This is a genomic window from Micromonospora phaseoli (assembly GCF_900109115.1).
Classification (GTDB): Bacteria; Actinomycetota; Actinomycetes; order Mycobacteriales; family Micromonosporaceae; genus Micromonospora; species Micromonospora phaseoli.
In genome coordinates this window covers 633,035-657,547 of record NZ_FNYV01000003.1, presented here as the reverse complement: position 1 = coordinate 657,547, position 24,513 = coordinate 633,035, and the positions used below count along the sequence as shown (strand labels likewise).

Genomic DNA, 24,513 nt, shown 5'->3' with positions numbered 1-24,513 from the left:
CAGGGGGCCCCTTTACTACGCGAGGCGTTAACAGGGGGCCCTTCCTTACACCTCAGGCGGAGTCGCGGATGATCAATTCGGTGGGGAGGATGAGGGCTGGTTCGACCGCCTCGCCGGCGGCGAGGCGGAGCAGCAGCCGGGTGCCCTGCCGGCCGAGTTCGACGATCGGCTGCCGGACGGTGGTCAGCGGCGGGTCGGTGTACGCGGCGGTCTCGATGTCGTCGAAGCCGATCACCGCCACGTCCTCCGGCACCCGCCGCCCGGCCTCGCGCAGCGTGCGCATCGCGGCATGCGCCATCAGGTCCGACGCGGCGAAGACGGCGTCCAGGTCGGGATGGGCGGCGAGCAGTTGGCGCATCGCCGCCGCACCGGACTCGCGGGTGAAGTCGCCGACCGCGATCATCTCGGGCAGTCCGGCGGCGGTCACCGTGTCCCGGTAACCGGTGAGCCGTTCGATCCCGGCGACCATGTCCTGTGGGCCGGCGATGGTGGCGATCCGGCGCCGGCCACTGTCGATCAGGTGCCGAACGGCCCGGGTGACCCCGCCGACCTGGTCGACGTCGACGTACGGCACGTCCGCACCGTCGAGCGGGCGGCCACTGCACACCACCGGAATGCCCAGCGCGGCCAGCCTGGCGGGCAGCGGGTCGGCGCCGTGCAGCGAGGCGAACAGCACCCCGTCGACGTGTCGGCCGGTGGTGTACCGCTCGACCCGCTCGTGCCCGGCCGGTGAGCCGGCCAGCATCAGCACCAGCTGCTTGTCGGCGGCCTCCAGCTCCTGCGCGGCCCCCCGGATGATCCCGGGGAAGACCTGGTCGTCGGAGAAGACCCGGGTGGCTTCCTCGGGCATGACCAGCGCGATCGAGTCGGTCCGCTGGGTGACGAGGGTACGTGCGGCCAGGTTCGGCACGTACCCGAGTTCGGCGACCGCCTGGCGGACCGCCTCCTGGATCGGCTCGGCGACCGTGGTCGACCCGTTGACCACCCGGGAGACGGTGGCCCGGGACACTCCGGCCCGTCTTGCCACCGCCTCCAGTGTGGGCCGCTGTGCCCCCGTCATCGGCGTAACCACCACCTCTTCACAGCCCGTTCCGGGAGATCACCTCCTGGTACCACCGGGCGCTGGACTTCGGTGTGCGCCGCTGGGTGAGGTAGTCGACGTGCACGATGCCGAACCGCTTGCGGTACCCCTCGGCCCACTCGAAGTTGTCAAGCAATGACCATACGAGATAGCCGCGCAGGTCGACGCCCCGGGCGATGGCCGCGTGGGCCGCGCGCAGGTGGCCGTCGAGGTAGGCGATCCGGTCGGTGTCCTGCACCGGGCTGGTCACGTCCGTGGCGGCCTTGTCCGGGAAGGCGGCGCCGTTCTCGGTGATCAGCAGCGGTACCGCCGGATAGTCGGTGGCGATGCGCTCCAGCAGTCGGGTCAGCCCGGCCGGCTCGATCATCCAGCCCATGTCGGTCAGCGGACCGACCGGCGCCAGGAACTGCACCGCACCCTCGGTGCCGGGGTAGGCGCCGCCGCCACCGGCGCCGTCCGGCCGCCCGGCGACGTAGGTCGGCGCGTAGTAGTTGATCCCCAGCAGGTCGATCGGGGCGGCGATGATCTTCTCGTCGTCGTCCTGCACGAAGGTGGGCTCGACGATCCGGGCAACGTGCTCCCGGACGTCGTCCGGGTATCCGCCGATCAGCAGCGGATCGAGGAAGATCCGGTTGTGCAGGCCGTCGACCAGGCGTGCCGCGGCGGCATCGGCCGTGCTGTTCGGGTCGGCGGGGCGTACGTCGGCGGGGTTGAGGGTGATGCCGACCCGGCCGGCGCCGCCCGCGCGCAACGCCTGGGTCGCCAGGCCGTGCGCGAGCAGCAGATGGTGTACGGCGCTGAAGGCCGCGCCCGGATCCTGCACCCCGGGTGCGTGCACCCCGTTGCCGTAGCCGAGGTACGCCGAGCACCACGGCTCGTTGAGCGTCGTCCAGGTGCCGATCCGGTCACCGAGTCGGGCGTACACGGCGGCGGCGTAGATGGCGAAGTGCTCAGCGGTGTCCCGGTTGGTCCAGCCGCCCCGATCCTCCAGGTTCTGCGGCAGGTCCCAGTGGTACAGGGTGATGATCGGGTCGATGCCCCGGCCCAGCACCGCGTCGGTCAGCCGGTCGTAGAAGTCCAGGCCGCGCGGGTTGACCGGCCCGGTGCCGTCCGGCTGGATCCGGGGCCAGGACGTCGAGAAGCGGTACGCCTGCAACCCCAGCTCGGCCATCATCGCGATGTCGTCGGCGTACCGGTGGTAGTGGTCGCAGGCGACGTCGCCGGTGTGCCCCGCGTACACCCTGCCGGGTGTGTGGCTGAAGGTGTCCCAGATCGATTTGCCGCGCCCGTCGTCGCGGGCCGCCCCCTCGATCTGGTACGCCGCCGTGGCCGCACCCCAGAGAAAATTGTCGGGAAATCGGAGCTCAGTCACGCCTTGACCGCACCTTCCATGATCCCGCCGATGATCTGGCGGCCGAACAGGACGAATACCAGCAACAGGGGCAGTGTGGCGATGGCCGTACCGGTGAAGACCTGGGACATGTCCTGGTAGTAGCCGTCGGACAGGGCCCGCAACGACAGTTGCACGGTGGGATTCTCCGGGTCGTTGAGTACCGCGTACGGCCAGAGGAAGTCGTTCCAGGTGGTCATGAAGGTGAGCAGGCCGAGTACGGCGGCGGCCGGCCGCAGCGCCGGCAGCACCACGTTCCAGTAGATCCGAGCGGTGCCGCAGCCGTCCACCCGGGCCGCCTCGATCAGCTCGGTGCTGACCGCCTGGCCGGCGTACTGGCGCATCATGAACACCCCGAAGCCGGTGACAAGTGCCGGGAGGATCACCGCGGGCAGCCGGTCGTTCAGGTTCAGCTTCGTCATCAGGATGTACAACGGGATGATGCCGAGTTGGGTCGGCACCATCATGGTGGCAATGATGATCATCAGCAGTCCGTTGCGGCCCCGGAAGCGCAGCTTGGCGAAGGCGAATCCGGCCAGGGTGGAGAAGAACACCACCGAGACGGTGACCGTGATGGCCACGATCGCCGAGTTGATCAGGCCGGTCAGGAAGTACGCGTCGGTGTTGGCGAAGAGCCGGGAGATGTTGGCGCCCAGGTTGCCGCCGGGGGTCATCGGTGGCGGCAGCTGTCCCATCGCGTCACTGGAGCGGCTGGCCACCACGAACATCCAGTAGATCGGGAAGACCGACAGGACCGTCGCGGCGATCAGTGCGAAGTACGTCAGCGGGCTCGCCCGCCACAGCCGGCTCATCGCGTCACCTCGCTTAGCTCGGCACCGCGACGAGGCACCACCGCACTGAGCCGAATGATTCGCTCGCTGCGCTCGCTCATCGGGAACCTCCCTTGCGCCTGCCGGTGTCCGGCCGGGCACCGGCACCGAGCCGGCGGATGATCAGTACGTTGATCGCCGCCACAATGGCGATCAGGGCGAAGAGCAGCCAGGCCACCGCGGAGCCGTAGCCGAAGTTGTAGTACGGCGCGAAGGCGTTCTCGAACATGTACATGGTCATCGTCTGCGACTCGCGCATCGGCCCGCCCCGGATCGCGTTGGTGCCGGAGTGGAACAGCCGGGGCTCGGTGAACAGTTGGAGCCCGCCGATGGTGGAGATGATGACGCAGAAGATGATCGTGGGCTTGAGCAGTGGCACGGTGATGGTCCAGAACTGTCGGGCCCGGTTGGCGCCGTCGATGGCGGCGGCCTCGTAGAGGTCGCGGGGGATGGCCTGCATGGCGGCCAGGAAGATCAGGGCGTTGTACCCGGTCCATCGCCAGTCGACCATGGCCGAGATGGCCACCCAGGAGGCGAACCGGTCGGACTTCCACTCGATGCCGTCGATCCCGACCAGATCGAGCATCCAGTTGATCATGCCGAACTCGCGGCCGAAGAGAACTCCGAAGACGATCGCCACGGCGGCGGTGGAGGTGACGTTCGGCACCAGCACCGCCATCCGCCAGCCGGTGCGCAGCCGTAGCTGCCGGTTGAGCATGTTGGCCAGCCAGAGCGCCAGCAGCAGCTGCGGCACGGTGCTGATGACGAAGATGCCGAGGGTGTTGACCACCGAGTGCCAGAAGTCGCTGTCGGCCAGCAGCTGGGTGTAGTTGTCGACGCCGACGAAGGTGGGATTGCTGCCGAGCAGGTCCCAGTCGTGCAGCGAGACCCAGAAGGTGTACGCCAGCGGCCACGCCCCGAAGATCGCGAAGATCACGAAGAACGGTGCGATGTAGAGGTAGGGCGAGTACTTCGTGTCGATCCGGCTCAGCCGGCCGGCCCGGAACGGGCGGGTGTCACGCGGTGCCGGCGTGGCCGGCCCTCGCGTGTCGAGCTGCAACGCCATGACCCGTTGACTCCTTTCCACGCCCCCGCCCCGCGCCGATCCAGGGCTGGTCACCGGCTGCGTCGCTCGGACGCGGTCGGGCTGGATCGGCGGCGGGGTCGGGGACCATCGGGCCGGCTACTTGGCGGCGGCCTTCTTGGCGTTGGTGATGGCGTCCTGCCACCCCTGTTCGGGGTTGCGCTGACCCAGCTCGACGGTGCGGACCGCGTTCTCCACCTCGGTGCGTACGGCCTGGTTCTTCGGGCCCATGTAGACCGGCTTCAGGGTCTTCGCGCCCTCACCGAAGATCTTGCCGACCGGCGCCTCGGAGAAGTACGCGTTGGTGGCCTCGGTGATGGCGGGGTCGTCCAGCGCCTGCGGCGAGGACGGCAGTGGGCCCTTGGCCTTGAAGGCGCCGATGTGGCCCTCGGCGCTGGTCAGGAACTTGATCAGCTTGATGGCCTCTTCCTGGTTCTTGCTCTGTCGGGGCACGGCCAGGTGCGATCCGCCCCAGTTGCCGCCGTTGCCCGGCACCCGGGCGATGTCCCACTTGCCGCTCGCCTCCGGCCCGGCGTTGCCCTCGATCACGCCGGTCATCCAGGCGGGGCAGGCGATGGTGGCGAACTTGGCCTGCTTGAAGGCGGAGACCCACTCCTCCGACCAGGAGCCGTACTTGCCCGACAGGCCGGCGTTGATGATGTTCATGGTGGTGTCCCAGGCCTGCTTCACCGCCGGGTTGCTGTCCACCACCAGGTTGTCGCTGGTGTCGTAGTAGTGGTAACCCTGCGCGTTGCCGGCCGTCTGGAGCACGATCGTGTTGAAGGTGTTGGTGGCTGCGTCCAGGAACGAGGCGCCGGTGTTGGCGGCCTTGAACTTCTCGCCGGTGGTGATGTAGTCCTCCCAGGTCGGCCAGAGGTTGGAGACCTCCTCACGGTCGGTGGGCAGGCCGGCCTGGGCGAACAGGTCGGTGCGGTAGCACATGGCCATGCCGCCGACATCGGTGCCGAGCCCGATCAGCTGCTTGCCGTCGGCGGTGAGCCCCTGGTTCCACTTCCATTCGAGGAAGTTGCCCTTGAGCTCACCGGCGCCGTGGTCGAGCAGGTTGACGAAGTTGTCCGGGTTGGCCTTGTACTCGACCATCAGGCCTTCCTCGATGGCCACGACGTCCCCGGCGCCCTTACCCGCGGCGAGCCACTGGGTCAGCTTCGGCGAGTACTCGTCGAGGTTGCCGCCGGTGCCCCGCTCGACGATCTTCACGCCCGGGTTGGCGTCCATGTACTGCTGGTAGAGCTGCTCATAGCCGAGTTGCCCGAAGACGTCGACGGTGAGGGTTATCGTGCCGTCCCCGGCGTCCTCGCTGCCGCCGCCGCAGCCGCTGGTGGCAAGCAGGGCGCCGGTGGCGACCAGGGCGACCGCCGCGAGGCGGTGGCGCGGAAAAATGCCCATCTGTGATGACCCCTCTCAGGTCGGATGGTGGTGGTGGGATGAGTCTGAGAGCGCTCTCACGTAGCCTGCGGCCCGCCCGGGACCGGTGTCAAGAGAGCGCTCTCACGGGAGGGTCACAGAATGGCCACGAGCGGGCCTCGCCTGAGGGGCCGCTCGTGGCCACGGGTTGAGGGCTCAGCCGGTGCCGGACCGGTGCCGGACCGGTGCGCGGCTCAGCAGGTGCTGGACCGGTGTGCGGCTCAGCCGGTGCGGACGCCGTCCAGCAGGGCGCGGTCACCGGCGACGGTCAGGGTGTCGAAGCTGACCCGCCCCCAGAGCGCCAGCAGCAGGTCGCTCGCCGTCCCGCTGACGTGCACCCGGGCGTGGTGGTCGTCGTGGTCGAGGATCGTGCCGGTGTCGAGCAGGGCCACCCCCTCGCCGCGCAGCCGCAGGTACCACTCCTGGTCGGCGTCGGTGGCGGACAGCCGGACCACCCCGTGCAACGGGCCGGTCGCGATCCGCCGGCCGGCCGGCAGCCAGGTGTCCAGCACCTCGCTCACCCCGTCGACCGCGAGCTTCGCCTCGATCGGCTCGCCGGCCGCGATGGCGAGCTGGGCGTCCCAGCGGTGCACCGCCGTCTCGTGGGCCATCCGACGCGGCCAGAAGGCCGCCTTCTTCGGCTGTGGCGCCCAGTTCCACGCCGGTGCCTCCGGGTCGAGGGTGTCGAAGAGCGCCATCAGCTCGTCGTACGCCTGCTGCCACTGCTGCACGGCGGCGACCCCCGGCACCGGCTCGACCGGCCGCGACCGGCTCTGTTGGGGCGTGGTGGCCGCACCCGCGCCGGCCACGTCGCGTACCCACTGGTAGATGCCGGCGAGGTGCCGGGTCAGGTCGGTCACCGTCCAGCCGGGGCAGGACAACACGGGTGTCTCAGGCGGTGCCTCGGCAACTGCGGCGGCGAACGCCAGGCCCTCCGCCCGGAGCGCCCCGATCCAGAAGTCCTTGGTGCCGTGCAATCTGCTCATCGCCATCCTCCCGGGGGTGACCGCGCCACCAGTGAGTGTCACGGCTACCCCTCAGCCTAGGGTGAAGGGCGTGTCCGACGTCTACGCCCAGCCGAGTGCCGCCGCGCAACCCGCCAGCACGGACTATCTGTCGCAATACACCACGTTGCGCCTGGGCGGACCGGCCGGCCGGATCGTCACCGCCGCCAGCGCCGAGGAGATCGTCGCCCGGGTACGCGAGGCGGGCCCCGAGATCCTCCTGCTCGCCGGCGGCAGCAATGTGGTCATCGGCGATGTCGGCTTCCCGGGCACCGTGGTCCTCGTCCGCTCGCGCGGCCTGCGGGTGATCGCCGAGGACGAGCAGACCGTGACGGTACGGGTCGAGGCCGGCGAGCCGTGGGACGACCTGGTCGCCGCGACGGTGCGCAACGGCTGGTCGGGGGTGGAGTGCCTGTCCGGCATTCCCGGCTCGACCGGTGCCACCCCGATCCAGAACGTCGGGGCGTACGGGCAGGAGGTCGCCGAGACCATCACCGGTGTGCAGGTCTACGACCGCGCCGCGGGAACCGTCGGGCGGGTCGCCGCCGCGGACTGTGGGTTCGCCTACCGCTCCAGCATCTTCAAGTACAGCGAGCGCTGGGTGGTGCTCTCGGTGGACTTCCGGCTGACCCGCTCGCCGCGCTCCGGCGCGGTGCGCTACGCGGAGCTGGCCCGGTCACTCGACGTCGGAGTCGGTGACCGGGTGCCGCTGGCCCAGGCTCGGAACACGGTGCTGCGGTTGCGCGCCGGGAAGGGCATGGTGCTCGACCCGGCCGACCCGGACACTCGCTCGGTCGGCTCGTTCTTCACCAATCCGGTGCTCGACGGGGCCGCGTACGAGATGTTGCGGCAGCGCGCCGCCGACCTGGGTGAACCACCGGCGTGGCCGGGTACCGGCGACATGGTGAAGGTCAGCGCGGCCTGGCTGATCGACAAGGCCGGCTTCGGCAAGGGCTACCCCGGCCCGGAGGGAGTGGCCATCTCCAGCAAGCACACCCTTGCTCTCACCAATCCCACCGGCACCGCCACCACCCAGGCCCTGATCACCCTCGCCCGCGAGATCCGCGACACCGTCCAGGCCCGCTTCGCCGTCCCCCTCCACCCCGAACCCGTCCTAATCAACTGCACCCTCTGACCCCGCTGATCGAGTTGATCAAGAAGTTTGCGTCTCACCGGGTGCGGGATCCAGGCGCGAACTTCTTGGTCAACAACGGTCAGGTGGGGGCGATGGCGGGCCAGGCGACGGTGAGTTCGCCCAGGCGCCAGCGGCGGGGTCGGTCGAGGATGGGCCAGCCCTGGGCGTGGACGGCGGCCACGGTCTGCAGCCAGCGTTGACGAGGGCCGAAGGGGGCATAGCCGGCGGCGGTCCGCCAGGCCCCCTCCAGAGCCTGGATCAGGTCGTGGACCGGCTCGCCCGGCACGTTGCGGTGGATCAGCGCCTTGGGTAGCCGTTCGGCGAGTTCGGCCGGATTGTCGAGGGAGGCCAGCCGGGTGGCCAGGGTCAACGAGCGCGGGCCGTCGGCGTCGAGCAGCACCCAGCCGCCGAGGCGGCCCAACTCGTCGCAGGTGCCCTCCACCAGCAGCCCGCCCGGGGCGAGGCCCGCAACGAGCGTGGCCCACGCGCCGGCCACCTCGCTCTCGTCGTACTGGCGCAGCACGTTGAACGCGCGGACCAGCCTCGGGCGCAGACCGGCCAGCTCGAAGCCGCCCTGGACGAAGGTGAGCCCGGGTGGGTCGGCGGCGGGAAGGGCGTCGGCGACGCGTACCGGATCGATCTCCAGCCCGACCACCCGCACGTCGGCGCGGACCCGGGCGGCGAGCCGGGCGCGCAGCTCCACCGCCGTCACCGGGGTCGCGCCGTAGCCGAGGTCGACCACCAGCGGGTCCGGTGCGGACCGCAGCGCCTCGGCGCAGCTCTCCACCATCCAGTTGTCCACCCGGCGCAGCCGGTTGGGGCCGGTGGTTCCCCGGGTCGCCACCCCGATCGGCCGGGGCGTCCGCGTGGTCATCGTGGAATCCGGCTCAGCTTGTCCGGTGCACCTTGTGCTGGGCGGCCTGGGCCAGCGGACGGACGACGAGCCGATCCACGTTGACGTGCTGCGGGCGGGTGGCACACCAGGCGATGCAGTCGGCGACGTCCTCGGCAACCAGTGGCTCCGCGACCCCGGCGTAGACGGCACCCGCCCGGTCGGCATCTCCCTGGAAGCGGACCAGGGCGAACTCGTCGGTCCGCACCATGCCCGGGTCGATCTCGATCACCCGGACCGGACGTCCGCACAGCTCCAGCCGCAACGTGCCGGCGATCGCGGTCTGTGCGTGCTTGGCCGCGGTGTAGCCGCCGCCGCCCTCGTACACCGTGAAGCCGGCGGTCGACGAGACGACGACGATGGTGCCGGCGCCCGAGGACTCCAGCGCCGGCAGCAGCGCCTGGGTGACCCGCAGGGTGCCGAGCACGTTGACGTCGTACATCCACTGCCAGTCGGCGACCGACCCGGACTCCACCGGATCAAGCCCGCGTGCCCCGCCGGCGTTGTTGACCAGCAGTGCAACTGACCCGGGTGCCTGCTGCGCGGCCCGCGCGAGGCCGGCCACCGACTCGTCGGAGGTGACATCGCAGGCCACCGCGGTGGCGGCGCCGCCGGCAGCGGTGATCTCGGTGACCAGATCGGTCAACCGGTCGGTACGCCGCGCGGCGGCCAGGACGTGGAAACCCTCGGCGGCGAGCCGCCGGGCGGTGGCTGCGCCGATTCCGCTGGACGCTCCGGTGACGACGGCGACACGACTCATCGGGCCATTCTCACCCCCCGCCCTCGGTCCCCGAGCGGCGCCGTCGACATGAGGTCGGTCACGCCCAGGGGTCTGGCCGACGTATTTCCCGCGGCCGATCGGGAAGATGACATCCGGCGTGGAGGTTTACGCAGGAGCGCCGGTCGTGCGAGACGGCATCAACCGTGGCAAAGGGAGCGGACGTGGCGGAACAGCACACCGGTGTCGGTCGTCAGCGAGGCTCCCTGCCGTGGCCGCGACCCCGGCGGATCGCGACACTCTCGGTGCACACCTCGCCGCTGCACCAGCCGGGCACCGGAGACGCTGGCGGGATGAACGTCTACATCCTTGAGGTCGCCCGGCGGTTGGCCGAGGCGAACGTCGAGGTCGAGATCTTCACCCGGGCCACCTCGGGCGACCTGCCACCCCTGGTGGAGGTGACCCCCGGAGTCCACGTCCGGCACGTGATGGCCGGTCCGCTGGAAGGGCTGACCAAGGAGGAGTTGCCGGGGCAGCTCTGCGCGTTCACCGCCGGCGTGCTGCGCGCCGAGGCGGCCCGCCCACCCGGCCACTACGACCTCGTCCACTCCCACTACTGGCTCTCCGGCCAGGTCGGCTGGCTGGCCAAGGATCGCTGGGGGGTGCCGCTGGTGCACAGCGCGCACACCCTGGCCAAGGTCAAGAACGCGCAGCTCGCCGCCGGAGACCGGCCGGAACCCAAGGCGCGGGTGATCGGCGAGGAGCAGGTGGTCGCGGAGGCGGACCGGCTGGTCGCGAACACCCGGGTCGAGGCGCGGGACCTGATCGGCCGGTACGACGCCGACCCGACCCGGGTGGCGGTGGTGGAGCCCGGCGTGGACCTGGACCGGTTCCGTCCGGTACCCGGCGACCGGGACCGCGCCGCCGCCGACGCCCGTGCGCGGTTGGGCCTGCCGAGCCGAGGTCACCTGGTGGCCTTCGTCGGACGGATCCAACCGCTGAAGGCGCCGGACGTGCTGATTCGGGCGATCGCCGCGCTGCGCGAGCGGGATCCCGCGCTGGCCCGTGACGTCGCGGTGGTGATCTGTGGTGGCCCCAGCGGCAGCGGGCTGGACCGGCCGACCGCCCTGATCGAGCTGGCCGCCTCGCTCGGAGTCACCGACCGGCTGCACTTCCTGCCGCCGCTCACCGGTGCCGACCTGCCCCTGCTGTACCAGGCGGCCGACCTGATCGCGGTGCCGTCGTACAACGAATCCTTCGGTCTGGTCGCGCTGGAGGCCCAGGCCTGCGGCACGCCCGTGGTGGCCGCAGCCGTCGGCGGCCTGGTCACCGCGGTACGCGACCAGGTCAGCGGCGTGCTGGTGCGCGGCCACGACCCGGTCGACTGGGCGCGTACGCTCGGCCGTCTGCTGCCCGATCGGGCGCGTCGGGCCGAGCTGTCCGTCGGCGCCGCCCGGCATGCCCGCAACTTCTCCTGGCACCGCACCGCCACCGGCCTGCTCACCGTCTACGGCGAGGCGATCGCCGCGCACCGGGCGCGCTTCGCCGCCGAACTCGCCACCTCCCGCTGCTGGTGAGTAAGGAAGGGCCCCCTGTTAACGCCTGGTGTATAGGAAGGGCCCCCTGTTAACGCCGGGCAACGCCGGCTGCCGACGATCGGGCGGTGTGGCGGGGCTGGCCGTAGAGTTGATCGGATGAGCGACCTCGGGACCTTGATCGAGTCTGTCTGCGCGGAGCGGGAGCTCGCCTGCGAGTCCACCGGCCCGGGGGCGTACGCGGTGACCCTGCCCGGCACCCACAAGCTCAAGACGATCTGCAACCTGATCGTGGGCGAGCACGCCCTGCGGATCGAGGCTTTCGTGATGCGCCAGCCGGACGAGCGCCGCGAGGAGCTGTGGGCCTGGCTGTTGCAGCGCAACGCCAAGATGTACGCGGTCTCGTTCTCCATCGACGCGGTCGGCGACGTCTACCTCACCGGCCGGGTCAACCCCGCCGGAGTCGACGCCGACGAGCTGGATCGGCTGCTCGGCGCGGTGCTGACCTACGCCGACGAGTCGTTCGACACGATGTTGGAGATCGGCTTCGGCAGCTCGATCCGACGCGAGTGGGAGTGGCGGGTCAAGCGGGGCGAGTCCACGGCCAACCTTGCCGCCTTCGCGCACCTGTTCGAGCCGTCGCAGCCCGGGGTCGATTCGCCGTCCGATGGAGGTTCGGACCGTCCCTGACGGGTAAGCCGCACCGCGCGGTGCGGCGTTGGGACCCGCCGCGCCGAGACACGAGTGTCGAGGAGCGTGAGCACTGATGGCTCAGCGAAACAGCTCGGGTCGCGGCGGGACCGCGACCGGTACCAAGCGGCAGAGCCGCAACGCAGGCCCGAACACGGCGCGGATCTCCGAGTCGGAGATCTCGCAGATGCGTGTGGACGACATCAGGGGGCAGTTGCGCCGGTACGGGGTCTCCGGCATCTCCGCGCTGCGCAAGCCGGAGCTGGTGAAGACGCTGGCGAAGGCGCTCCGGTCGGGCGGTGCCGGACGCCGGAGCAGCGGACCGGCCGGCCGCGCCAGCGCCACGAAGACTTCGGGTACGCGGGCGGGCGCGGCGCGCAAGTCCACGACCAGGGCGGCGCGCAAGTCCACGACGGGAGCGCGCAAGTCCGCCCCGCGGAAGGCCACGGCAAGCACGGCGGCCCGTAAGTCCACGGCGGGTACGGCGGCCCGTAAGTCCACGGCGGGCGCGGCGCCGGCTCGCAGGGCCGCTGCGCCGCGGGGTGCGGCCAAGGCGGCGCCGGCCCGCAGTGGTGGCCCGTCGACCGGCCGGTCGACCTCCCGGTCGGTCCGGTCGTCGCAGGTGATCTCCTCGGTCCAGGACCGACCGGAGCGTCCCGGCCGCAGCCTGGTCACCACCAACCACGACGTCATCCGGCGCTGGGCCCGGGAGCGGGGCGCCAAGCCGGCGACGATCAACGGTACCGAGCGGGACGGCCGAGCCGGCGTGCTCACCTTCAACATTCCGGGTTATCGGGAGAGCAGCCGGGTACGCGAGATCACCTGGGACGAGTGGTTCCATACCTTCGATCTCCGCCGGCTGAACCTGATCTACCAGGAGCAGCTGCGCGACGGCCGGCAGAGCAACTTCTTCCGGACCGAATCACCCGATCGGGAGGACGGGTGAGAGGTTTGCGGGAATGTCGTCCGGGTACCCGCTGTTGGCGGTGAGCGAGGGCCCGTGATTGGCCGTCCGGGACCGAAACCCGTCGCTGTGACGGGCGAGACAGCCGATCAGGTTGAATCGGAACGGCGGGCCGAACTAACTTTATTGAACCGCGCCACGCTCGGAACCGTTCGGGGGAGCGGCGGATCGATCAGATCCGTGCACCGGGTGAGGCGTCGGGGGACGGGTGGACCGACACCGTTGGGGGACGGTGGCCCACCTGTTTGGACCGGCGGCGCGAGCGGGCGTTGCTTACGGGGGTGAGTGCCGCCCGCCGCCGCCGGTCGTACGGCCCGATGTGCCCGGCACGCTTCGTGTCGGGCACATCGGCGTGTCACCCGACTCAGGCGCGAGTGGCCAACGACGGCTCGACCGGCTCCGCCAACTGGCGGCGCAGGGCGGCCACCCGCCGTTCCCGGGACGGCCCGGCGAGCAGGTGTCCGCCGGCGGCCAGCAGGCCCAGCGCACCGACGAGCAGCCAGTGCCCGTCGCCCCACCGCTGCAGGCTGAACCCGCCGAGCGTGGGTGCCACGAACGACGCCGCCGGGAAGGCCAGGTAGAACACCGACTGGTAGCGGGCCCGCAGGACAGGCGGCGCCAGGTCCGCGTTGATCTGCGCGTTGGGCGGTGCGGCCAGCATCGAGCCAACCGTCCAGACGACGCAGGCGACCAGGTAGAACGGGAGGACGTCGGCGGCGGCGAGCGCACCGAAGCCGACGGCGAGCAGCGCGGTGGAGAGGGCCAGCACGTGGGCCTTGCGGTGACGGTCGATGAGCCGGGGTACGAAGAGTTGCCCCAGGACGATCAACACCCCGCCCAGCGCCACCACCGTGCCGTAGGCGGACGGCCCCAGCCCGTCCGCCCGCATCGCCAGCGGCATGATCGTCGATGCCTGCATGGTCAGTACGGCCAGGATGAAGGTCAGCCCCACGAAGGTCATGAAGTGCCGGTCGGTCAACGCGGTGTGCAGCCCCGGCCGCCGGTGCACCGGGCGTGCGTCGATGTGCGAGGTAACCAGCGTGCCGCTGGGTGGTGTCGGCAGCGTGCCGGTGGGCGTCGTCGCCGGTGGAGCCGGTGTCGTGCCACGCGTGCCGAGAGTCTCGGGGACCTTCCAGGCGATGAGTGCGGCGGTGGCCAGTGTGGCGACGGCGTCGACCAGGAACAGTGCGACATAGCTCGCCTCGGCCAGCAGGCCGGCCAGCAGCGAGGCCACTGCCATGCCGAGGTTGAAGGCCCAGAACTGCAGGTTGAACGCGCGCGACCGGCGGTGCTCGGGTACCACGTCGACGATCGCCGCGACGAAGGCCGGGCTCGGCATCGAGTGCGTGACGCCGACCAGCAGGGCGAGCGCCGCGATCACACCGAGGTGCTGGCTGAGCGCCAGCGCGACCATCAGGACGGCGGTGACCAGGTGTGCCGCGAGCAGCGTCGAACGCCGTCCCCAGCGGTCGGCCAGGACGCCGCCGAGCAGCACGCCGGCCGCCCCGCCGGCGCCGTAGGCGCCGACGACCAGGCCGGCGAGCGATTCGCTGGCACCCCGACTGGCGGTCAGGTAGAGCGACAGGAAGAGCATCGCGAACGCGCCGGCCCGATTGATCAGCAGGCCGGCCCAGAGGTACCAGAACGTGGCGGGCAGCCCGCCCGCGGTGTCGGTCAGCCAGCGCCGTGGCCCCCCGGCTGCCGGGCGGTCGTGCTGCGCTGCGGCCCGCACTCCGACCTCCCAATCTGTTCGGTTACCTAACAGATCTTGCCTGAGCGGTGGGAGGCCAGGCGTGCCGGGGCGGTGTCACCCTCCGGTGGTGGCCACCGGCTCGGCCGCCTGAGGCGCGGCGGGCTGCGGTGCGGTCGACTGGACCGTCACCACCGGCGCGGCGCCCGCGGTACGCAGCGCTACGGCGCGTCGCTCCCGGGCCGGCCCGGACAGCAGGTGGCCGACTGCCATCACCACGCCGATCGCGGCGCAGCCGAACCAGAGCGCCGCGTTGCCGGCCTGCTCGCGCACCAGGCCGCCGAGGATGGGGGCCGCTGCCCCGGCCAGCTGCCAGGAGAGCGAGAAGACGCCCTGGTAGCGACCGCGCAGTTCGGCGGGGGAGAGTTCGGCGATGAGGGTGGCGTTGGACGGCGAGTTCAGCATCTCGCCGAGCGTCCAGATCAGCACGGTGAACCCGTAGAACCAGGCGACGTCGGCGAACGCGGTCAGCCCGAAGCCGACTCCCATGACGATCGCGGCCAGGGCGAGTACGTGCGACCGGCTGCGGCCCTTGATCAGCCTGGGTATGAAGAGTTGGCCGGCCACGATCAGGACACCGTTGAGCGCGATCACCGAGCCGTAGGTGGCGGGGCTCAGGCCCGAGTCGGCCATCGCGATCGGCAGCATCGAGATGTGCTGGAGGAAGACCAGTGCGCCGAGCAGGTTCAGCGCGACGAATCCCAGGTACACCCGGTCGGTCAGGATGGTGCGCAGGGCACCGGCCGGGGCGCCGCCCCGGGGCATGCTGACGGTGACCGTACGGGTTTCCTTCACCTTGATGAAGATGATCAGTGCGGTGACCACCGTGGTGGACGCGTTCACCACGAAGAGCAGCAGGTAGCCGGCCTGTGCGGCAAATCCGGCCAGCACCGCGGCGCAGGCGAACCCGAGGTTGATCGCCCAGTAGTTGAGCGAGAAGGCACGGAGCCGGTCCCGTTCGGGCACCACGTCGATCATCATGGCGCCGAACGCCGGTCGGGCCGCCTCGGCGAAGAGGCCGAGCAGCAGGGCGCCCGCCGCGACCGTCCACAGGTCGCGGGCGAAGCCCATGGCGAGCATCATGGCGGCCGCGCCCAGGTGGGCGGTGAGCAGAGTGGGACGCCGCCCCCAGCGGTCGGTCAGGGTGCCGCCGGCCGTGGTGCCGACGGCGCCGCCCACTCCCCACATGCCGAGCACCAGGCCGGCCTGGTAGGCGGAGAAGCCGCGTTCCTGAGTCAGGTAGATCGCGAGGAACACGAGGACGAACGAGCCGAGCCGGTTGATCAGCGTGCCGGTCCAGAGGTACCAGAAGGTCCTAGGTAGCCCACCTGTGGTGTCCCGGAACCAACCCCGCATCGCGCCCACGCCGGCGCCCCCGTTTCGTAATGCCTGGTCATCTAGGTGATCCTTACAACCTAGTGGTGCGCCGGAATCGGGGTCACCCCGATTTCCACGTGGTGGTCGTCACGACCCTTCCCGCGCGTCCCGGCGGGCCTTGCGGCAGGATGATCGGCATGACAGCTAGCGAGGGGCCCACCGTCGGGACGCTGGTCCTGCTGCGGCACGGCGAAAGCGACTGGAACGCGAAGAACCTCTTCACCGGCTGGGTCGACGTCGACCTGACCGAGAAGGGGGAGAGCGAGGCGCGCCGCGGCGGTGAGCTGATGCGCGAGCATGACCTGCTGCCGGACGTGGTGCACACCAGCGTGATGCGCCGCGCGATCCGCACGGCCGAGCTGGCGCTGAACGCCGCCGACCGGCACTGGATCGCGGTGCGCCGGTCGTGGCGGCTGAACGAGCGTCACTACGGCGCCCTGCAGGGCAAGAACAAGAAGCAGACCCTCGACGAGTACGGCGAGGAGCAGTTCATGCTCTGGCGCCGCTCGTACGACACCCCTCCGCCGCCGATCGCCGACGACGACGAGTGGTCGCAGGTCGGCGATCCGCGGTACGCGCTGCTGCCGACCGAGCTGATGCCGCGTACCGAGTGCCTCAAGGACGTCGTGGAGCGGATGCTGCCGTACTGGTACGACTCGATCGTGCCGGACATCCTGGCCGGCCGCACGGTGCTGGTGGCCGCGCACGGCAACTCGCTGCGGGCGCTGGTCAAGCACCTGGACCAGATCAGTGACGAGGCGATCGCGAAGCTGAACATCCCCACCGGGATTCCGCTGCGCTACGACCTGGACCCGCTGCTGCGCCCGCAGACCCTGGGCGGCACCTACCTTGACCCGGAGGCCGCCAAGAAGGCCGCCGCCGCGGTGGCGAATCAGGGCCGCTGACCCACCGGCGTTCGTTGTTAAGAAGGGCCCCCTGCTATACGCGAGGCGTTAACAGGGGGCCCTTCCTTGCACCTCAGGCGGGGGTTACGGGTTCACCGGTGATCAGGTAGACCACGTGCTCGCCGCTGTTGACCGCGTGGTCGGCAAAGCGCTCGTAGAAGCGACCGAGCAGGGTGGCGTCGATGGCGGTCTCCACGCCGTACGGCCAGTCCGCGCCGAGCAGCACCCCGAACAGGCCCTTGTGCAGCTCGTCCATCGCGTCGTCGTCGCTGTCCAGCTCGGCGGCGAGGTCGGCGTCGGGGTGGGCCAGCACCGAGGCGATCTTCTCGGCCATCCGGTCGGCGATGTTGGCCATGTCGGTGAAGACCGGCCGCAGCTCGGCCGGCACGGCCGGCGACGGGTGCCGGCGCAGCGCGGTCTTGGCGACGTGGTCGGCCAGGTCGCCCATCCGTTCGAGGTCGGCGGCGACGTGCAGTGCGGTGATCATGGCACGTAGGTCGCCGGCGACCGGTGCCTGGCGGGCCAGCAGGTCGCAGACCCGCTCCTCCACCTGCCGGTAGCGCGCGTCGATCTCGGCATCCTGCTCGATCACCGACTCGGCCGCCCGGCGGTCGGCGGCGAGCAGGGCCCGGGTCGCCTGGCGTAGCGCCTCCCGTACTCCCTCGGCCATCTCCACCAGTAGCTGGCTGACGGCTTCAAGTTCGGCCCGGAACTCGTCGCGCATGCTCACGTCCTGTCCGTCGGCGCCGGCTGTCTGGCCGGCGAGGGGTTTGCGCAGGTCCGCCGCTCAAACTAGGGCTACCGGGAGGACCGGAGGTGAACGCGGATGAACTACGCCGGACACGGAGGTGAACTTTCCTGAAAGTGAGAGTGCTTCGTCCCGTTCTGGCCGGTAGCCGGGTGAACAATGACCATACGATCGCCGGGTGACGTGGGCGGTGACAGTGGGTGTGGCCGCGGCCCTGGTGGTCGGGGTGGCCGCTGGCCTGTGGCTGCCCCGGATCGTTTCGGGTTTCCGGCTCGCCAAGGGGAGGCACGCGATCGTCGACGAAGTGCAGGTCGGGCTCGGCCGCCGCGCGATCGACTCGCTGCGCGCGGGGGTCGTGGTGCTCGACGCCGAGGATGTCCCTGTGCTGGTCAATCCGGCGGCACGGGCGATGGGGCTGCTGCGCACCGGCGGCCGGCCGGGTTCGATCGCCGCGCACCCGTTGATCCGTACCCTGGCGGGGCAGGTACGGCGTACCGGGGTGCGGCGCGAGATCGAGCTGGACCTGCCCCGGGGGCGCGACAACGCCGGGGAGAACCCGCTCGGCGTGCACCTGCGGGCGATGGGGCTGGGCAACGGCTACGTCGCCGTGGAGGCGGCCGATGTGACCGAGTCGCACCGGCTGGCCCGCGTCCGGCGCGACTTCGTGGCCAACGTGAGCCATGAGCTGAAGACACCGATCGGCGCGCTGCAACTGCTCGCCGAGGCGCTGCTCGACGCCACTGGACCGGCCGGTGACGGGCGTCCGGACCTCTCCGAGGACCTGGTCGCCGCCCGCCGATTCGCCGAGCGGATCCAGCACGAGTCGACCCGGCTGGGGCGGTTGGTGCAGGAGTTGCTGGAGCTGACCCGGCTCCAGGGGGCCGAACCGCAGCCGGCTCCGGAACCGGTCCCGGTGGACTGGGTGATTTCCGAGGTGGTCGACCGGACCCGGACCGCCGCCGCGGCCCGCCGGATCGAGGTGACGGTCGAGGCCGAGCGGGGGCTGACCGTGTACGGCAGCGACAGCCAGTTGGCCACCGCCGTGGCGAACCTGGTGGAGAACGCCGTCAACTACTCGGGCGAGGAGACGACGGTACGCATCACCGCCCGAGCCGCCGGCGAACAGGTGGAGATCGCCGTCGCGGACCAGGGCATCGGCATCGCGCCCACCGACGTGGACCGGATCTTCGAGCGGTTCTACCGGGCCGACCAGGCCCGCTCCCGGTTGACCGGCGGCACCGGTCTCGGGTTGGCGATCGTCAAGCACATCGCGAGCAACCATGGCGGCCGGGTGGATGTGGCGAGCACTCTTGGTGGCGGGTCGACGTTCACCCTCCGGCTGCCCGCCCGACCGCCGGACGACCTTCTGGCGACACTGTCACCTGCTGGGATCGACGCCGGTTCGGCCGAGCCTCGGCAGGGCTGACCGAAGATGGATCAGGCCGGGCTCCGCCCGGTCCGACCCGAATGGATCAGACCGGGCTCCGCCCGGTCCGGCCCGGATGGAAAGGAAACGCCGTTGAGTCGCGTTCTGGTGGTCGAGGACGAGGAGTCGTTCTCCGACGCCCTGTCGTACATGCTCCGGAAGGAGGGGTTCGAGGTGTCCGTGGCCGCCACGGGTACGTCGGCCCTGACCGAGTTCGACCGGACCGGCGCCGACATCGTCCTGCTCGACCTGATGCTGCCGGAGATGTCCGGCACCGAGGTGTGCCGACAACTGCGCCAGCGCTCGCACGTGCCGATCATCATGGTCACCGCGCGGGACAGCGAGATCGACAAGGTGGTCGGCCTGGAGATCGGCGCGGACGACTACGTGACCAAGCCGTACTCGCCCCGGGAACTGGTGGCCCGGATCCGGGCGGTGCTGCGGCGGCAGAGCCCGGAGGCGCCCGAGTCGGGTGCCCCGACGCTGGCCGCCGGCCCGGTCCGGATGGACATCGAGCGGCACGTGGTGACCGTCGACGGGGGGTCGGTGCAGCTGCCACTCAAGGAGTTCGAGCTGCTTGAGCTGCTGCTCCGCAACGCGGGCCGGGTGCTCACCCGAGGCCAGTTGATCGACCGGGTCTGGGGCGCGGACTACGTGGGTGACACCAAGACCCTGGACGTGCACGTCAAGCGGCTGCGCTCGAAGATCGAGCCGGAGCCGTCCGCTCCCCGTCACATCGTCACGGTGCGTGGCCTCGGGTACAAGTTCGAGCCCTGAGCCGAGCCGTACCGGGCGCCCGGTGAAGTGTCGCTGTCAGAGGGGGTCAGCGGGGTGGGGGGCGACCATGCCCTGCCGGGTCCGCGCCCCGCACAGCTCTGCCAGTTTCGCGTACGCGGCCTCGCCGATGAGGGCGGTCAGCTCCGGACGGTAAGAGAGGTACATCGGCTCGGCGCTGACGTGCGCGTCCGTGGACGAGGTGCACCACCAGTCGAGGTCGTGCCCACCGGCACCCCAGCCCCGCCGGTCGAACTCGGCCAACGTGGACACCAGCACCTTCGTGTCGTCCGGCCGCTTCACCCAATCCTGGTCCCGGCGGATCGGCAGCTGCCAGCACACATCGGGTTTGTACTCCAGGGGGTGCACCCCGTCGCGCAGGGCCTGGGCGTGCAGCGCGCAGCCGCCCCCGCCCGGGAAGTCCGCGTCGTTCAGGAAGACGCAGGGGCCGTCCTCGCTCTGGGTGGCGGTGCGACGCGCCGGGTTCGTCCCGTCCACGGTGTCGTTGGCGGTCCAGTTCTTGACGCCGCGCCGGAAGTGCTGCCAGGTCGCCGGGGTCAGCAGCTTCACGGCGGCGCGGACCCGCTTCTCGTCGTCGGCGTCGGTGAAGAACGCGCCGTGCGAGCAGCAGCCGTCGGCGGCCCGGCCGGCGATGATGCCGTGGCAGCCCTTGCCGAAGATGCAGGTCCACCGGGACAGCAACCAGGTCAGGTCGGCCCGGACCAGGTGCCGTTCGTCCGCCGGGTCGACGAACTCGATCCACTCCCGGGGGAAATCCAGCGGCACCTCACGGCTGCGTGGGTCGGTCGGGTCGTCCACGAGCACGCGAAGTTCGATCTGCGCTGTCACTCGGCCCAGCGTACGCGTGGTGCGCCTGGCGGGTAGGCAAGTGGCGTGAACCCGTTGGCCTAGGGTTCTCCCATGCGACTGGGTGTTCTCGACGTCGGTTCGAACACGGTGCATCTGCTGGTGGTCGACGCCCACCGCGGGGCACATCCGTGGCCGGCGCACTCGGAAAAGACCGTGCTGCGGCTCGCCGAGCAGATCGGCCCGGACGGCGCGATCGCCGAGGCCGGCGCGGACGCCCTGGTCGAGGCGGTCAGCTTGGCCCGCACCTCGGCCGCCGGGCTGAAGGTGGACGACCTGATCGCCTTCGCCACCTCCGCGGTGCGCGACGCCACCAACGCCGCCGAAGTACTGGCCCGGGTGTGGGACGCCGCCGGCGTACGCCTTGAGGTGCTCGCCGGTGCCGACGAGGCGCGGCTGACTTTCCTGGCGGTCCGGCGCTGGTTCGGCTGGTCCGCGGGGCGGCTGCTGGTGCTGGACATCGGCGGCGGCTCGCTGGAGATCGCGGCCGGCATCGACGAGGATCCGGACGTCGCGGTGTCGCTGCCCCTGGGTGCCGGCCGGCTGACCCGGGACCGGCTCGGTATCGATCCGGAGAGCACCGCGCCGCCCACTCCGGAGCAGGTGGACGAGCTGCGACAGTACGTCGACGGCCTGCTCGACCCGGTGGTCGAGCGGATGCTCACGGTGGGGTGGGAACGCCCGGTGGCCACCTCCAAGACGTTCCGTACCCTGGCCCGGCTCGCCGGCGCGGCGCCCAGTGGCGCCGGGCTGTGGGCCCGGCGCCGGCTCACCCGCGCCGGGCTGCGGCAGGTGCTCGGCTTCATCCGGCACATCCCCCCGGTGCAGCTGGTCGAGCTGGAAGGGGTGAGCGCCGGCCGTGCCCACCAGGTGCTGGCCGGTGCCGTCGTCGCCGAGTCGGTGATGCGCCGACTCGGCGTGGACTCCCTGGACATCTGCCCCTGGGCGTTGCGTGAGGGCGTGATCCTCAGCAGGTTGGACCAACTGGCGCCGGTGTGATCCCCGGCTACCCTCGGTGGTGTGACTACCCGCGTCCCGGTCCTTCTGTCCAGTTCCTCGGTCTTCCCTGAACGGACCGCGGCGGCGTTCCAGCTGGCCGCGGCGCTCGGCTACGACGGGCTCGAGGTGATGGTCTGGACCGACGCGGTCAGCCAGGATGCCGGCGCGCTGCGGGGACTGGCCGACCATTACGGCGTGCCGGTGCTCTCCGTGCACGCGCCCTGCCTGTTGGTGACCCAGCGGGTGTGGAGCACCGACCCGTGGGAGCGGCTGCGCCGGGCGGCAGTGCTGGCCGAGACGTTGGGGGCGCCGACCGTCGTGGTGCATCCGCCGTTCACCTGGCAGCGGGACTATGCCCGCAACTTCGCCGAGGGCCTCGACCGGGTGGCCGGCGAGTTCGGCGGGCTGCGGTTCGCGGTGGAGAACATGTATCCGGTGCGGATGGCCGGTCGCCAGTTCGTCCCGTATGTGCCCGGTTGGGATCCGACCGACAGCGGTTACTCCTCGTACACGCTGGACCTGTCACACTGCGCTGCCTCGCACACCGACGCCCTGGAGATGGCCGACCGGATGGGCACCGGGCTGGCACACGTACACCTGGGTGACGGCACCGGCGAGGGGCGCGACGAGCACCTGGTGCCGGGCCGCGGCAACCAGCCCTGCGCCGAGCTGCTGCGTTCGCTGGCCGGCCGGGGCTTCTCCGGTTCGGTGGCGGTGGAGGTGACCACCCGGGGCGCGAAGAGCCAGCAGGTGCGCGAGGCGGACCTGCGCGAGGCGTTGGCCTTTGCCCGCCAGCACCTCAACACCCCGTCCCCGGTCGACGTCTGATCTGCGGCGGGCCCGGTCGGGCGGCAGCTCAGGAAACCGGCGTCAGCGGGTCCGGCTGGCTGGGCACGGCGGCCCGCTTACGGGCCCGGTGCGCGGCCACGTGCGAGCGGGTGGCGCACCGCTCCGAGCAGAACCGCCGGCAGCAGTTGGACGAGGTGTCCAGGTAGACGTTGCCGCAGCGGTCGTCGGCGCAGACGCCGAACCGGGCGCTGCCGTACTCGCAGAGCCAGACCGACAGGCCCCAGACCGCGCCGGCCAGGTATTCCGAACTGACCGAGGCGCCCCGACTGGTGACGTGCATGTGCCAGTCGCTGGAGTCGTGCCCCGAGATGCGCGGCTGCACCGGGAACGCTTCCAGGAGCGCGTTCAGCTCGGTGACAGCCCGGGAGTCCCGCCCGGAGGTGCCGTAGTCGAAGACGTCACGCAGCCGCTTCTGCGCCCGCCGGAAGGTCGTCAGGTCCCGCTCCGCGACCTCGTCACGCATCCACTCGTGGTCGTCGGAGAAGAGGGCCCGCAGGTCGTCGAGGTCGTCCAGGCGGGCGTTGACGAGGTCAACCCCGGTCCGGGCGTACGCGTCGAAGTTCACGCCTCCAACGGTAGACGACTCATCCGGGGCGTGACGCGTCGATGTAGTGCGGCAGGAAGCGGGCGTAGCCGTCGGTGATCAGGCTGGCGCTCTCCCTGAGCCCGGCGCCCGCCGACTCGCCGTCGACGACCCAGCTGCCCAGCACCATCCGGCTGCCGGCGAATTCGGGCAGCGCCCGGAACTCCTGGTAGCAGAAGCCTTCGTCACCGTAGTCGCCCGGATTGGTGATCTCCCCACCTGCGGTGACGATCCGGACCCCGGCGCCCTCCCGCCCGAGCAGCGGCTTGGCGACGTACTCCGACATCCCGCGCGGTGAGTCCAGGTACGCCGGCAGCAGCAGTTCGTGGCCCGGATACAGCTCCCAGAGCACGGCCAGCAGCGCCTTGTTGGACAGCAGCAGTTTCCACGCCGGCTCGATCCAGGTGGTCGGCGTGCCGGGCTCCAGCGCCAGCGGCCCGTACGGCTCGGTGAGCATCCACTCCCACGGGTAGAGCTTGAAGCAGGTGGTGACCGGCCGGTCTGCGGTGTCGGTGAAGCGCCGGCCGTCCCAGCCGATGTCCTGGATCGGCAGCAGTTCCACGTCCAGCCCGGCCTGGCGGGCGGTCTCGGCCAGGTAGCCGGCGGTCATGTGGTCCTCGCCGGTCTCCTCTTCGTTGGACCAGACCACGTGCACCCGCCGGTCGTGCAGGCCCGCACCGATCTTCGTCCAGGCGGCGACCAGCCGTTCGTGCAGGCTGTTCCACTGGTCCAGCTCCGGCCGGGTGTGCTCCAGCCAGTACCACTGGATGATGCTCGCCTCGACCAGCGCGGTCGGGGTGTCCGCGTTGTACTCCAGCAGCTTCGGCGGCCAGCTGCCGTCGTACCAGAGATCGAAGCGGCCGTAGAGGGTCGGCGGCTTCTCCCGCAGCGAGCGGGCGACCGCCTCGGCCGCCACGGCGGGAATGCCGAACTCGGCGTACCGGTCGCGGGCCACCACGTGCTCGGCGGCGGCCACCGACATCCGGTGCAGCTCCTCGGTGGCCTCCTCCAGTCGCAGCACCTCGTCCAGCTCGAAGGCGTACGCCGCGCTCTCGTCCCAGTACGACATCACTCCGCCGTCGGGCAGTTCGGTGTCGACGTACACCAGGCCCTGCTCGCGGATGGTGGCGTCCCAGCCGGGGCGCGGGGTCATCTGCTCGCGGCGCACGCTCACCCGCCGCAGGAGGCGAGATGGGTTCCGAAGCCGCCCCGCTCGGGTACGGTCGCCCCGACCGGCTCCGGTGCGCCCCGGTAGGTGGCGGTGCCGGTGGCAAGTGCCGGGGTTCGCATGGCCAGGGCCACGGTGTCACCGCCACCGGTCGGGCCGAGGGCGCAGTCGTCATCGTCGTCGTCGGAGGTCATGTTGCAGCCGGAGAGGGCGAGCGCCAGGGCAGTGAGCGCGCCGAGCTGCACGGAGGCCGACCGGAGTCGGCGTCGAGGGCGGTTTTCCACGTCATCGTTGTAACCGATGCGTGCCAGGCGCGCCG

The 24,513-nt window shown here is 70.9% G+C and carries 24 protein-coding genes; 9 read left to right on the top strand and 15 right to left on the bottom strand.

All coding sequences use genetic code 11. From position 1 onward, the window contains the following. Positions 1 to 52 precede the first annotated feature (52 nt). From BMY89_RS11295 to BMY89_RS11270, 6 genes are all read right to left on the bottom strand, one after another. Positions 53 to 1,060, bottom strand: a complete 1,008-nt coding sequence (locus tag BMY89_RS11295) for a LacI family DNA-binding transcriptional regulator (RefSeq protein ID WP_092379007.1) — start codon at positions 1,058 to 1,060, stop codon at positions 53 to 55. A 19-nt stretch (positions 1,061 to 1,079) separates the two neighbouring features. Continuing rightward, positions 1,080 to 2,453, bottom strand: coding sequence for a GH1 family beta-glucosidase (locus BMY89_RS11290; protein WP_092379004.1), 1,374 nt, complete (start codon positions 2,451 to 2,453; stop codon positions 1,080 to 1,082). Further along, positions 2,450 to 3,283: a carbohydrate ABC transporter permease gene (locus tag BMY89_RS11285; RefSeq protein WP_092379001.1), complete on the bottom strand. Its 834-nt coding sequence runs from the start codon at positions 3,281 to 3,283 to the stop codon at positions 2,450 to 2,452. Before BMY89_RS11285 ends, BMY89_RS11290 begins: the two co-directional genes overlap by 4 nt. Positions 3,284 to 3,359: 76 nt before the next feature. Continuing rightward, positions 3,360 to 4,367 (bottom strand): carbohydrate ABC transporter permease, encoded by a 1,008-nt coding sequence (locus tag BMY89_RS11280; protein WP_092378998.1) that lies wholly within the window; start codon positions 4,365 to 4,367, stop codon positions 3,360 to 3,362. A gap of 117 nt (positions 4,368 to 4,484) precedes the next feature. Further along, positions 4,485 to 5,792: an ABC transporter substrate-binding protein gene (locus tag BMY89_RS11275; protein WP_092378995.1), complete on the bottom strand. Its 1,308-nt coding sequence runs from the start codon at positions 5,790 to 5,792 to the stop codon at positions 4,485 to 4,487. 239 nt (positions 5,793 to 6,031) lie between these two features. Further along, on the bottom strand, positions 6,032 to 6,796 hold the full coding sequence (locus BMY89_RS11270; RefSeq protein WP_092378992.1) for a maleylpyruvate isomerase family mycothiol-dependent enzyme: 765 nt from the start codon (positions 6,794 to 6,796) through the stop codon (positions 6,032 to 6,034). Positions 6,797 to 6,866: 70 nt separating this feature from the next. Here BMY89_RS11270 and BMY89_RS11265 point away from each other — a divergent pair, with 70 nt between their 5' ends. Continuing rightward, entirely contained in the window at positions 6,867 to 7,949 is a 1,083-nt protein-coding gene (locus BMY89_RS11265) for a UDP-N-acetylmuramate dehydrogenase (RefSeq protein ID WP_092379342.1), read from the top strand. Positions 7,950 to 8,028: 79 nt separating this feature from the next. Here BMY89_RS11265 and BMY89_RS11260 read toward each other — a convergent pair whose 3' ends face one another. Together BMY89_RS11260 and BMY89_RS11255 are read right to left on the bottom strand one after the other, a co-directional pair. Further along, positions 8,029 to 8,823: a class I SAM-dependent methyltransferase gene (locus BMY89_RS11260; RefSeq protein ID WP_092378989.1), complete on the bottom strand. Its 795-nt coding sequence runs from the start codon at positions 8,821 to 8,823 to the stop codon at positions 8,029 to 8,031. 13 nt (positions 8,824 to 8,836) lie between these two features. Next, a complete protein-coding gene (locus BMY89_RS11255; RefSeq protein ID WP_092378986.1) occupies positions 8,837 to 9,601 on the bottom strand; it encodes an SDR family oxidoreductase in 765 nt (254 codons plus the stop codon). Between the two features lie 182 nt (positions 9,602 to 9,783). Here BMY89_RS11255 and mshA point away from each other — a divergent pair, with 182 nt between their 5' ends. From mshA to BMY89_RS11240, 3 genes are all read left to right on the top strand, one after another. Beyond that, positions 9,784 to 11,136, top strand: coding sequence for a D-inositol-3-phosphate glycosyltransferase (gene mshA, locus BMY89_RS11250; protein WP_092378983.1), 1,353 nt, complete (start codon positions 9,784 to 9,786; stop codon positions 11,134 to 11,136). A gap of 117 nt (positions 11,137 to 11,253) precedes the next feature. Next, on the top strand, positions 11,254 to 11,784 hold the full coding sequence (locus tag BMY89_RS11245; RefSeq protein ID WP_092378980.1) for a type III secretion system chaperone family protein: 531 nt from the start codon (positions 11,254 to 11,256) through the stop codon (positions 11,782 to 11,784). A gap of 76 nt (positions 11,785 to 11,860) precedes the next feature. Further along, complete coding sequence (locus BMY89_RS11240; protein ID WP_092378976.1) at positions 11,861 to 12,730, top strand: hypothetical protein; 870 nt, start codon at positions 11,861 to 11,863, stop codon at positions 12,728 to 12,730. Between the two features lie 382 nt (positions 12,731 to 13,112). Here BMY89_RS11240 and BMY89_RS11235 read toward each other — a convergent pair whose 3' ends face one another. Further along, positions 13,113 to 14,480 carry an MFS transporter gene (locus BMY89_RS11235; protein ID WP_092378973.1) on the bottom strand — a complete coding sequence of 456 codons (1,368 nt, stop codon included), beginning with the start codon at positions 14,478 to 14,480 and terminating at the stop codon, positions 13,113 to 13,115. Positions 14,481 to 14,555: 75 nt separating this feature from the next. Further along, the gene (locus tag BMY89_RS11230; protein ID WP_092378971.1) at positions 14,556 to 15,863 is read right to left on the bottom strand and encodes an MDR family MFS transporter; all 1,308 of its coding nucleotides are present in this window, start codon (positions 15,861 to 15,863) and stop codon (positions 14,556 to 14,558) included. Positions 15,864 to 16,012: 149 nt separating this feature from the next. Between BMY89_RS11230 and BMY89_RS11225 the strand changes: the two genes are divergently transcribed. Further along, on the top strand, positions 16,013 to 16,780 hold the full coding sequence (locus tag BMY89_RS11225; protein WP_092379339.1) for a phosphoglyceromutase: 768 nt from the start codon (positions 16,013 to 16,015) through the stop codon (positions 16,778 to 16,780). A 73-nt stretch (positions 16,781 to 16,853) separates the two neighbouring features. Here the strand turns inward: BMY89_RS11225 and phoU are convergent, their stop codons facing one another. Beyond that, entirely contained in the window at positions 16,854 to 17,504 is a 651-nt protein-coding gene (phoU, locus tag BMY89_RS11220) for a phosphate signaling complex protein PhoU (RefSeq protein ID WP_092378968.1), read from the bottom strand. Positions 17,505 to 17,754: 250 nt separating this feature from the next. On the opposite strand from phoU, the gene BMY89_RS11215 reads away from it, so the two are divergent. Both BMY89_RS11215 and BMY89_RS11210 read left to right on the top strand, forming a co-directional pair. Beyond that, positions 17,755 to 18,954, top strand: a complete 1,200-nt coding sequence (locus BMY89_RS11215; protein WP_372433244.1) for an ATP-binding protein — start codon at positions 17,755 to 17,757, stop codon at positions 18,952 to 18,954. Positions 18,955 to 19,047: 93 nt separating this feature from the next. Next, the gene (locus tag BMY89_RS11210) at positions 19,048 to 19,731 is read left to right on the top strand and encodes a response regulator transcription factor (RefSeq protein ID WP_092379331.1); all 684 of its coding nucleotides are present in this window, start codon (positions 19,048 to 19,050) and stop codon (positions 19,729 to 19,731) included. Between the two features lie 36 nt (positions 19,732 to 19,767). Here BMY89_RS11210 and BMY89_RS11205 read toward each other — a convergent pair whose 3' ends face one another. Beyond that, positions 19,768 to 20,577, bottom strand: a complete 810-nt coding sequence (locus tag BMY89_RS11205) for a DUF3109 family protein (protein ID WP_092378965.1) — start codon at positions 20,575 to 20,577, stop codon at positions 19,768 to 19,770. Between the two features lie 72 nt (positions 20,578 to 20,649). Here BMY89_RS11205 and BMY89_RS11200 point away from each other — a divergent pair, with 72 nt between their 5' ends. Together BMY89_RS11200 and BMY89_RS11195 are read left to right on the top strand one after the other, a co-directional pair. Then, positions 20,650 to 21,594 carry a Ppx/GppA phosphatase family protein gene (locus BMY89_RS11200; protein WP_092378962.1) on the top strand — a complete coding sequence of 315 codons (945 nt, stop codon included), beginning with the start codon at positions 20,650 to 20,652 and terminating at the stop codon, positions 21,592 to 21,594. Positions 21,595 to 21,615: 21 nt separating this feature from the next. Further along, positions 21,616 to 22,422 (top strand): sugar phosphate isomerase/epimerase family protein, encoded by an 807-nt coding sequence (locus BMY89_RS11195; RefSeq protein WP_092378959.1) that lies wholly within the window; start codon positions 21,616 to 21,618, stop codon positions 22,420 to 22,422. Between the two features lie 28 nt (positions 22,423 to 22,450). On the opposite strand, the gene BMY89_RS11190 is transcribed toward BMY89_RS11195, so the two are convergent. Genes BMY89_RS11190 through BMY89_RS11180 form a run of 3 tightly spaced genes read right to left on the bottom strand, consistent with a single transcriptional unit; the run spans position 22,451 to position 24,439 of the window. Further along, the gene (locus BMY89_RS11190; protein ID WP_092378956.1) at positions 22,451 to 23,008 is read right to left on the bottom strand and encodes a CGNR zinc finger domain-containing protein; all 558 of its coding nucleotides are present in this window, start codon (positions 23,006 to 23,008) and stop codon (positions 22,451 to 22,453) included. 19 nt (positions 23,009 to 23,027) lie between these two features. After that, the gene (locus BMY89_RS11185) at positions 23,028 to 24,194 is read right to left on the bottom strand and encodes a glutathionylspermidine synthase family protein (RefSeq protein ID WP_092378953.1); all 1,167 of its coding nucleotides are present in this window, start codon (positions 24,192 to 24,194) and stop codon (positions 23,028 to 23,030) included. Positions 24,195 to 24,196: 2 nt separating this feature from the next. Beyond that, the gene (locus BMY89_RS11180; protein ID WP_092378951.1) at positions 24,197 to 24,439 is read right to left on the bottom strand and encodes a hypothetical protein; all 243 of its coding nucleotides are present in this window, start codon (positions 24,437 to 24,439) and stop codon (positions 24,197 to 24,199) included. Positions 24,440 to 24,513 lie beyond the last annotated feature (74 nt).

Excerpts from the sequence above, each read along its gene's own strand:
- BMY89_RS11295 (WP_092379007.1), bottom strand. The coding sequence starts at position 1,060 with ATGACGGGGGCACAGCGGCCCACACTGGAGGCGGTGGCAAGACGGGCC.
- BMY89_RS11285 (WP_092379001.1), bottom strand. The coding sequence starts at position 3,283 with ATGAGCCGGCTGTGGCGGGCGAGCCCGCTGACGTACTTCGCACTGATC.
- BMY89_RS11280 (WP_092378998.1), bottom strand. The coding sequence starts at position 4,367 with ATGGCGTTGCAGCTCGACACGCGAGGGCCGGCCACGCCGGCACCGCGT.
- BMY89_RS11275 (WP_092378995.1), bottom strand. The coding sequence starts at position 5,792 with ATGGGCATTTTTCCGCGCCACCGCCTCGCGGCGGTCGCCCTGGTCGCC.
- BMY89_RS11270 (WP_092378992.1), bottom strand. The coding sequence starts at position 6,796 with ATGAGCAGATTGCACGGCACCAAGGACTTCTGGATCGGGGCGCTCCGG.
- BMY89_RS11260 (WP_092378989.1), bottom strand. The coding sequence starts at position 8,823 with ATGACCACGCGGACGCCCCGGCCGATCGGGGTGGCGACCCGGGGAACC.
- BMY89_RS11255 (WP_092378986.1), bottom strand. The coding sequence starts at position 9,601 with ATGAGTCGTGTCGCCGTCGTCACCGGAGCGTCCAGCGGAATCGGCGCA.
- BMY89_RS11245 (WP_092378980.1), top strand. The coding sequence starts at position 11,254 with ATGAGCGACCTCGGGACCTTGATCGAGTCTGTCTGCGCGGAGCGGGAG.
- BMY89_RS11240 (WP_092378976.1), top strand. The coding sequence starts at position 11,861 with ATGGCTCAGCGAAACAGCTCGGGTCGCGGCGGGACCGCGACCGGTACC.
- BMY89_RS11225 (WP_092379339.1), top strand. The coding sequence starts at position 16,013 with ATGACAGCTAGCGAGGGGCCCACCGTCGGGACGCTGGTCCTGCTGCGG.
- phoU (WP_092378968.1), bottom strand. The coding sequence starts at position 17,504 with ATGCGCGACGAGTTCCGGGCCGAACTTGAAGCCGTCAGCCAGCTACTG.
- BMY89_RS11200 (WP_092378962.1), top strand. The coding sequence starts at position 20,650 with ATGCGACTGGGTGTTCTCGACGTCGGTTCGAACACGGTGCATCTGCTG.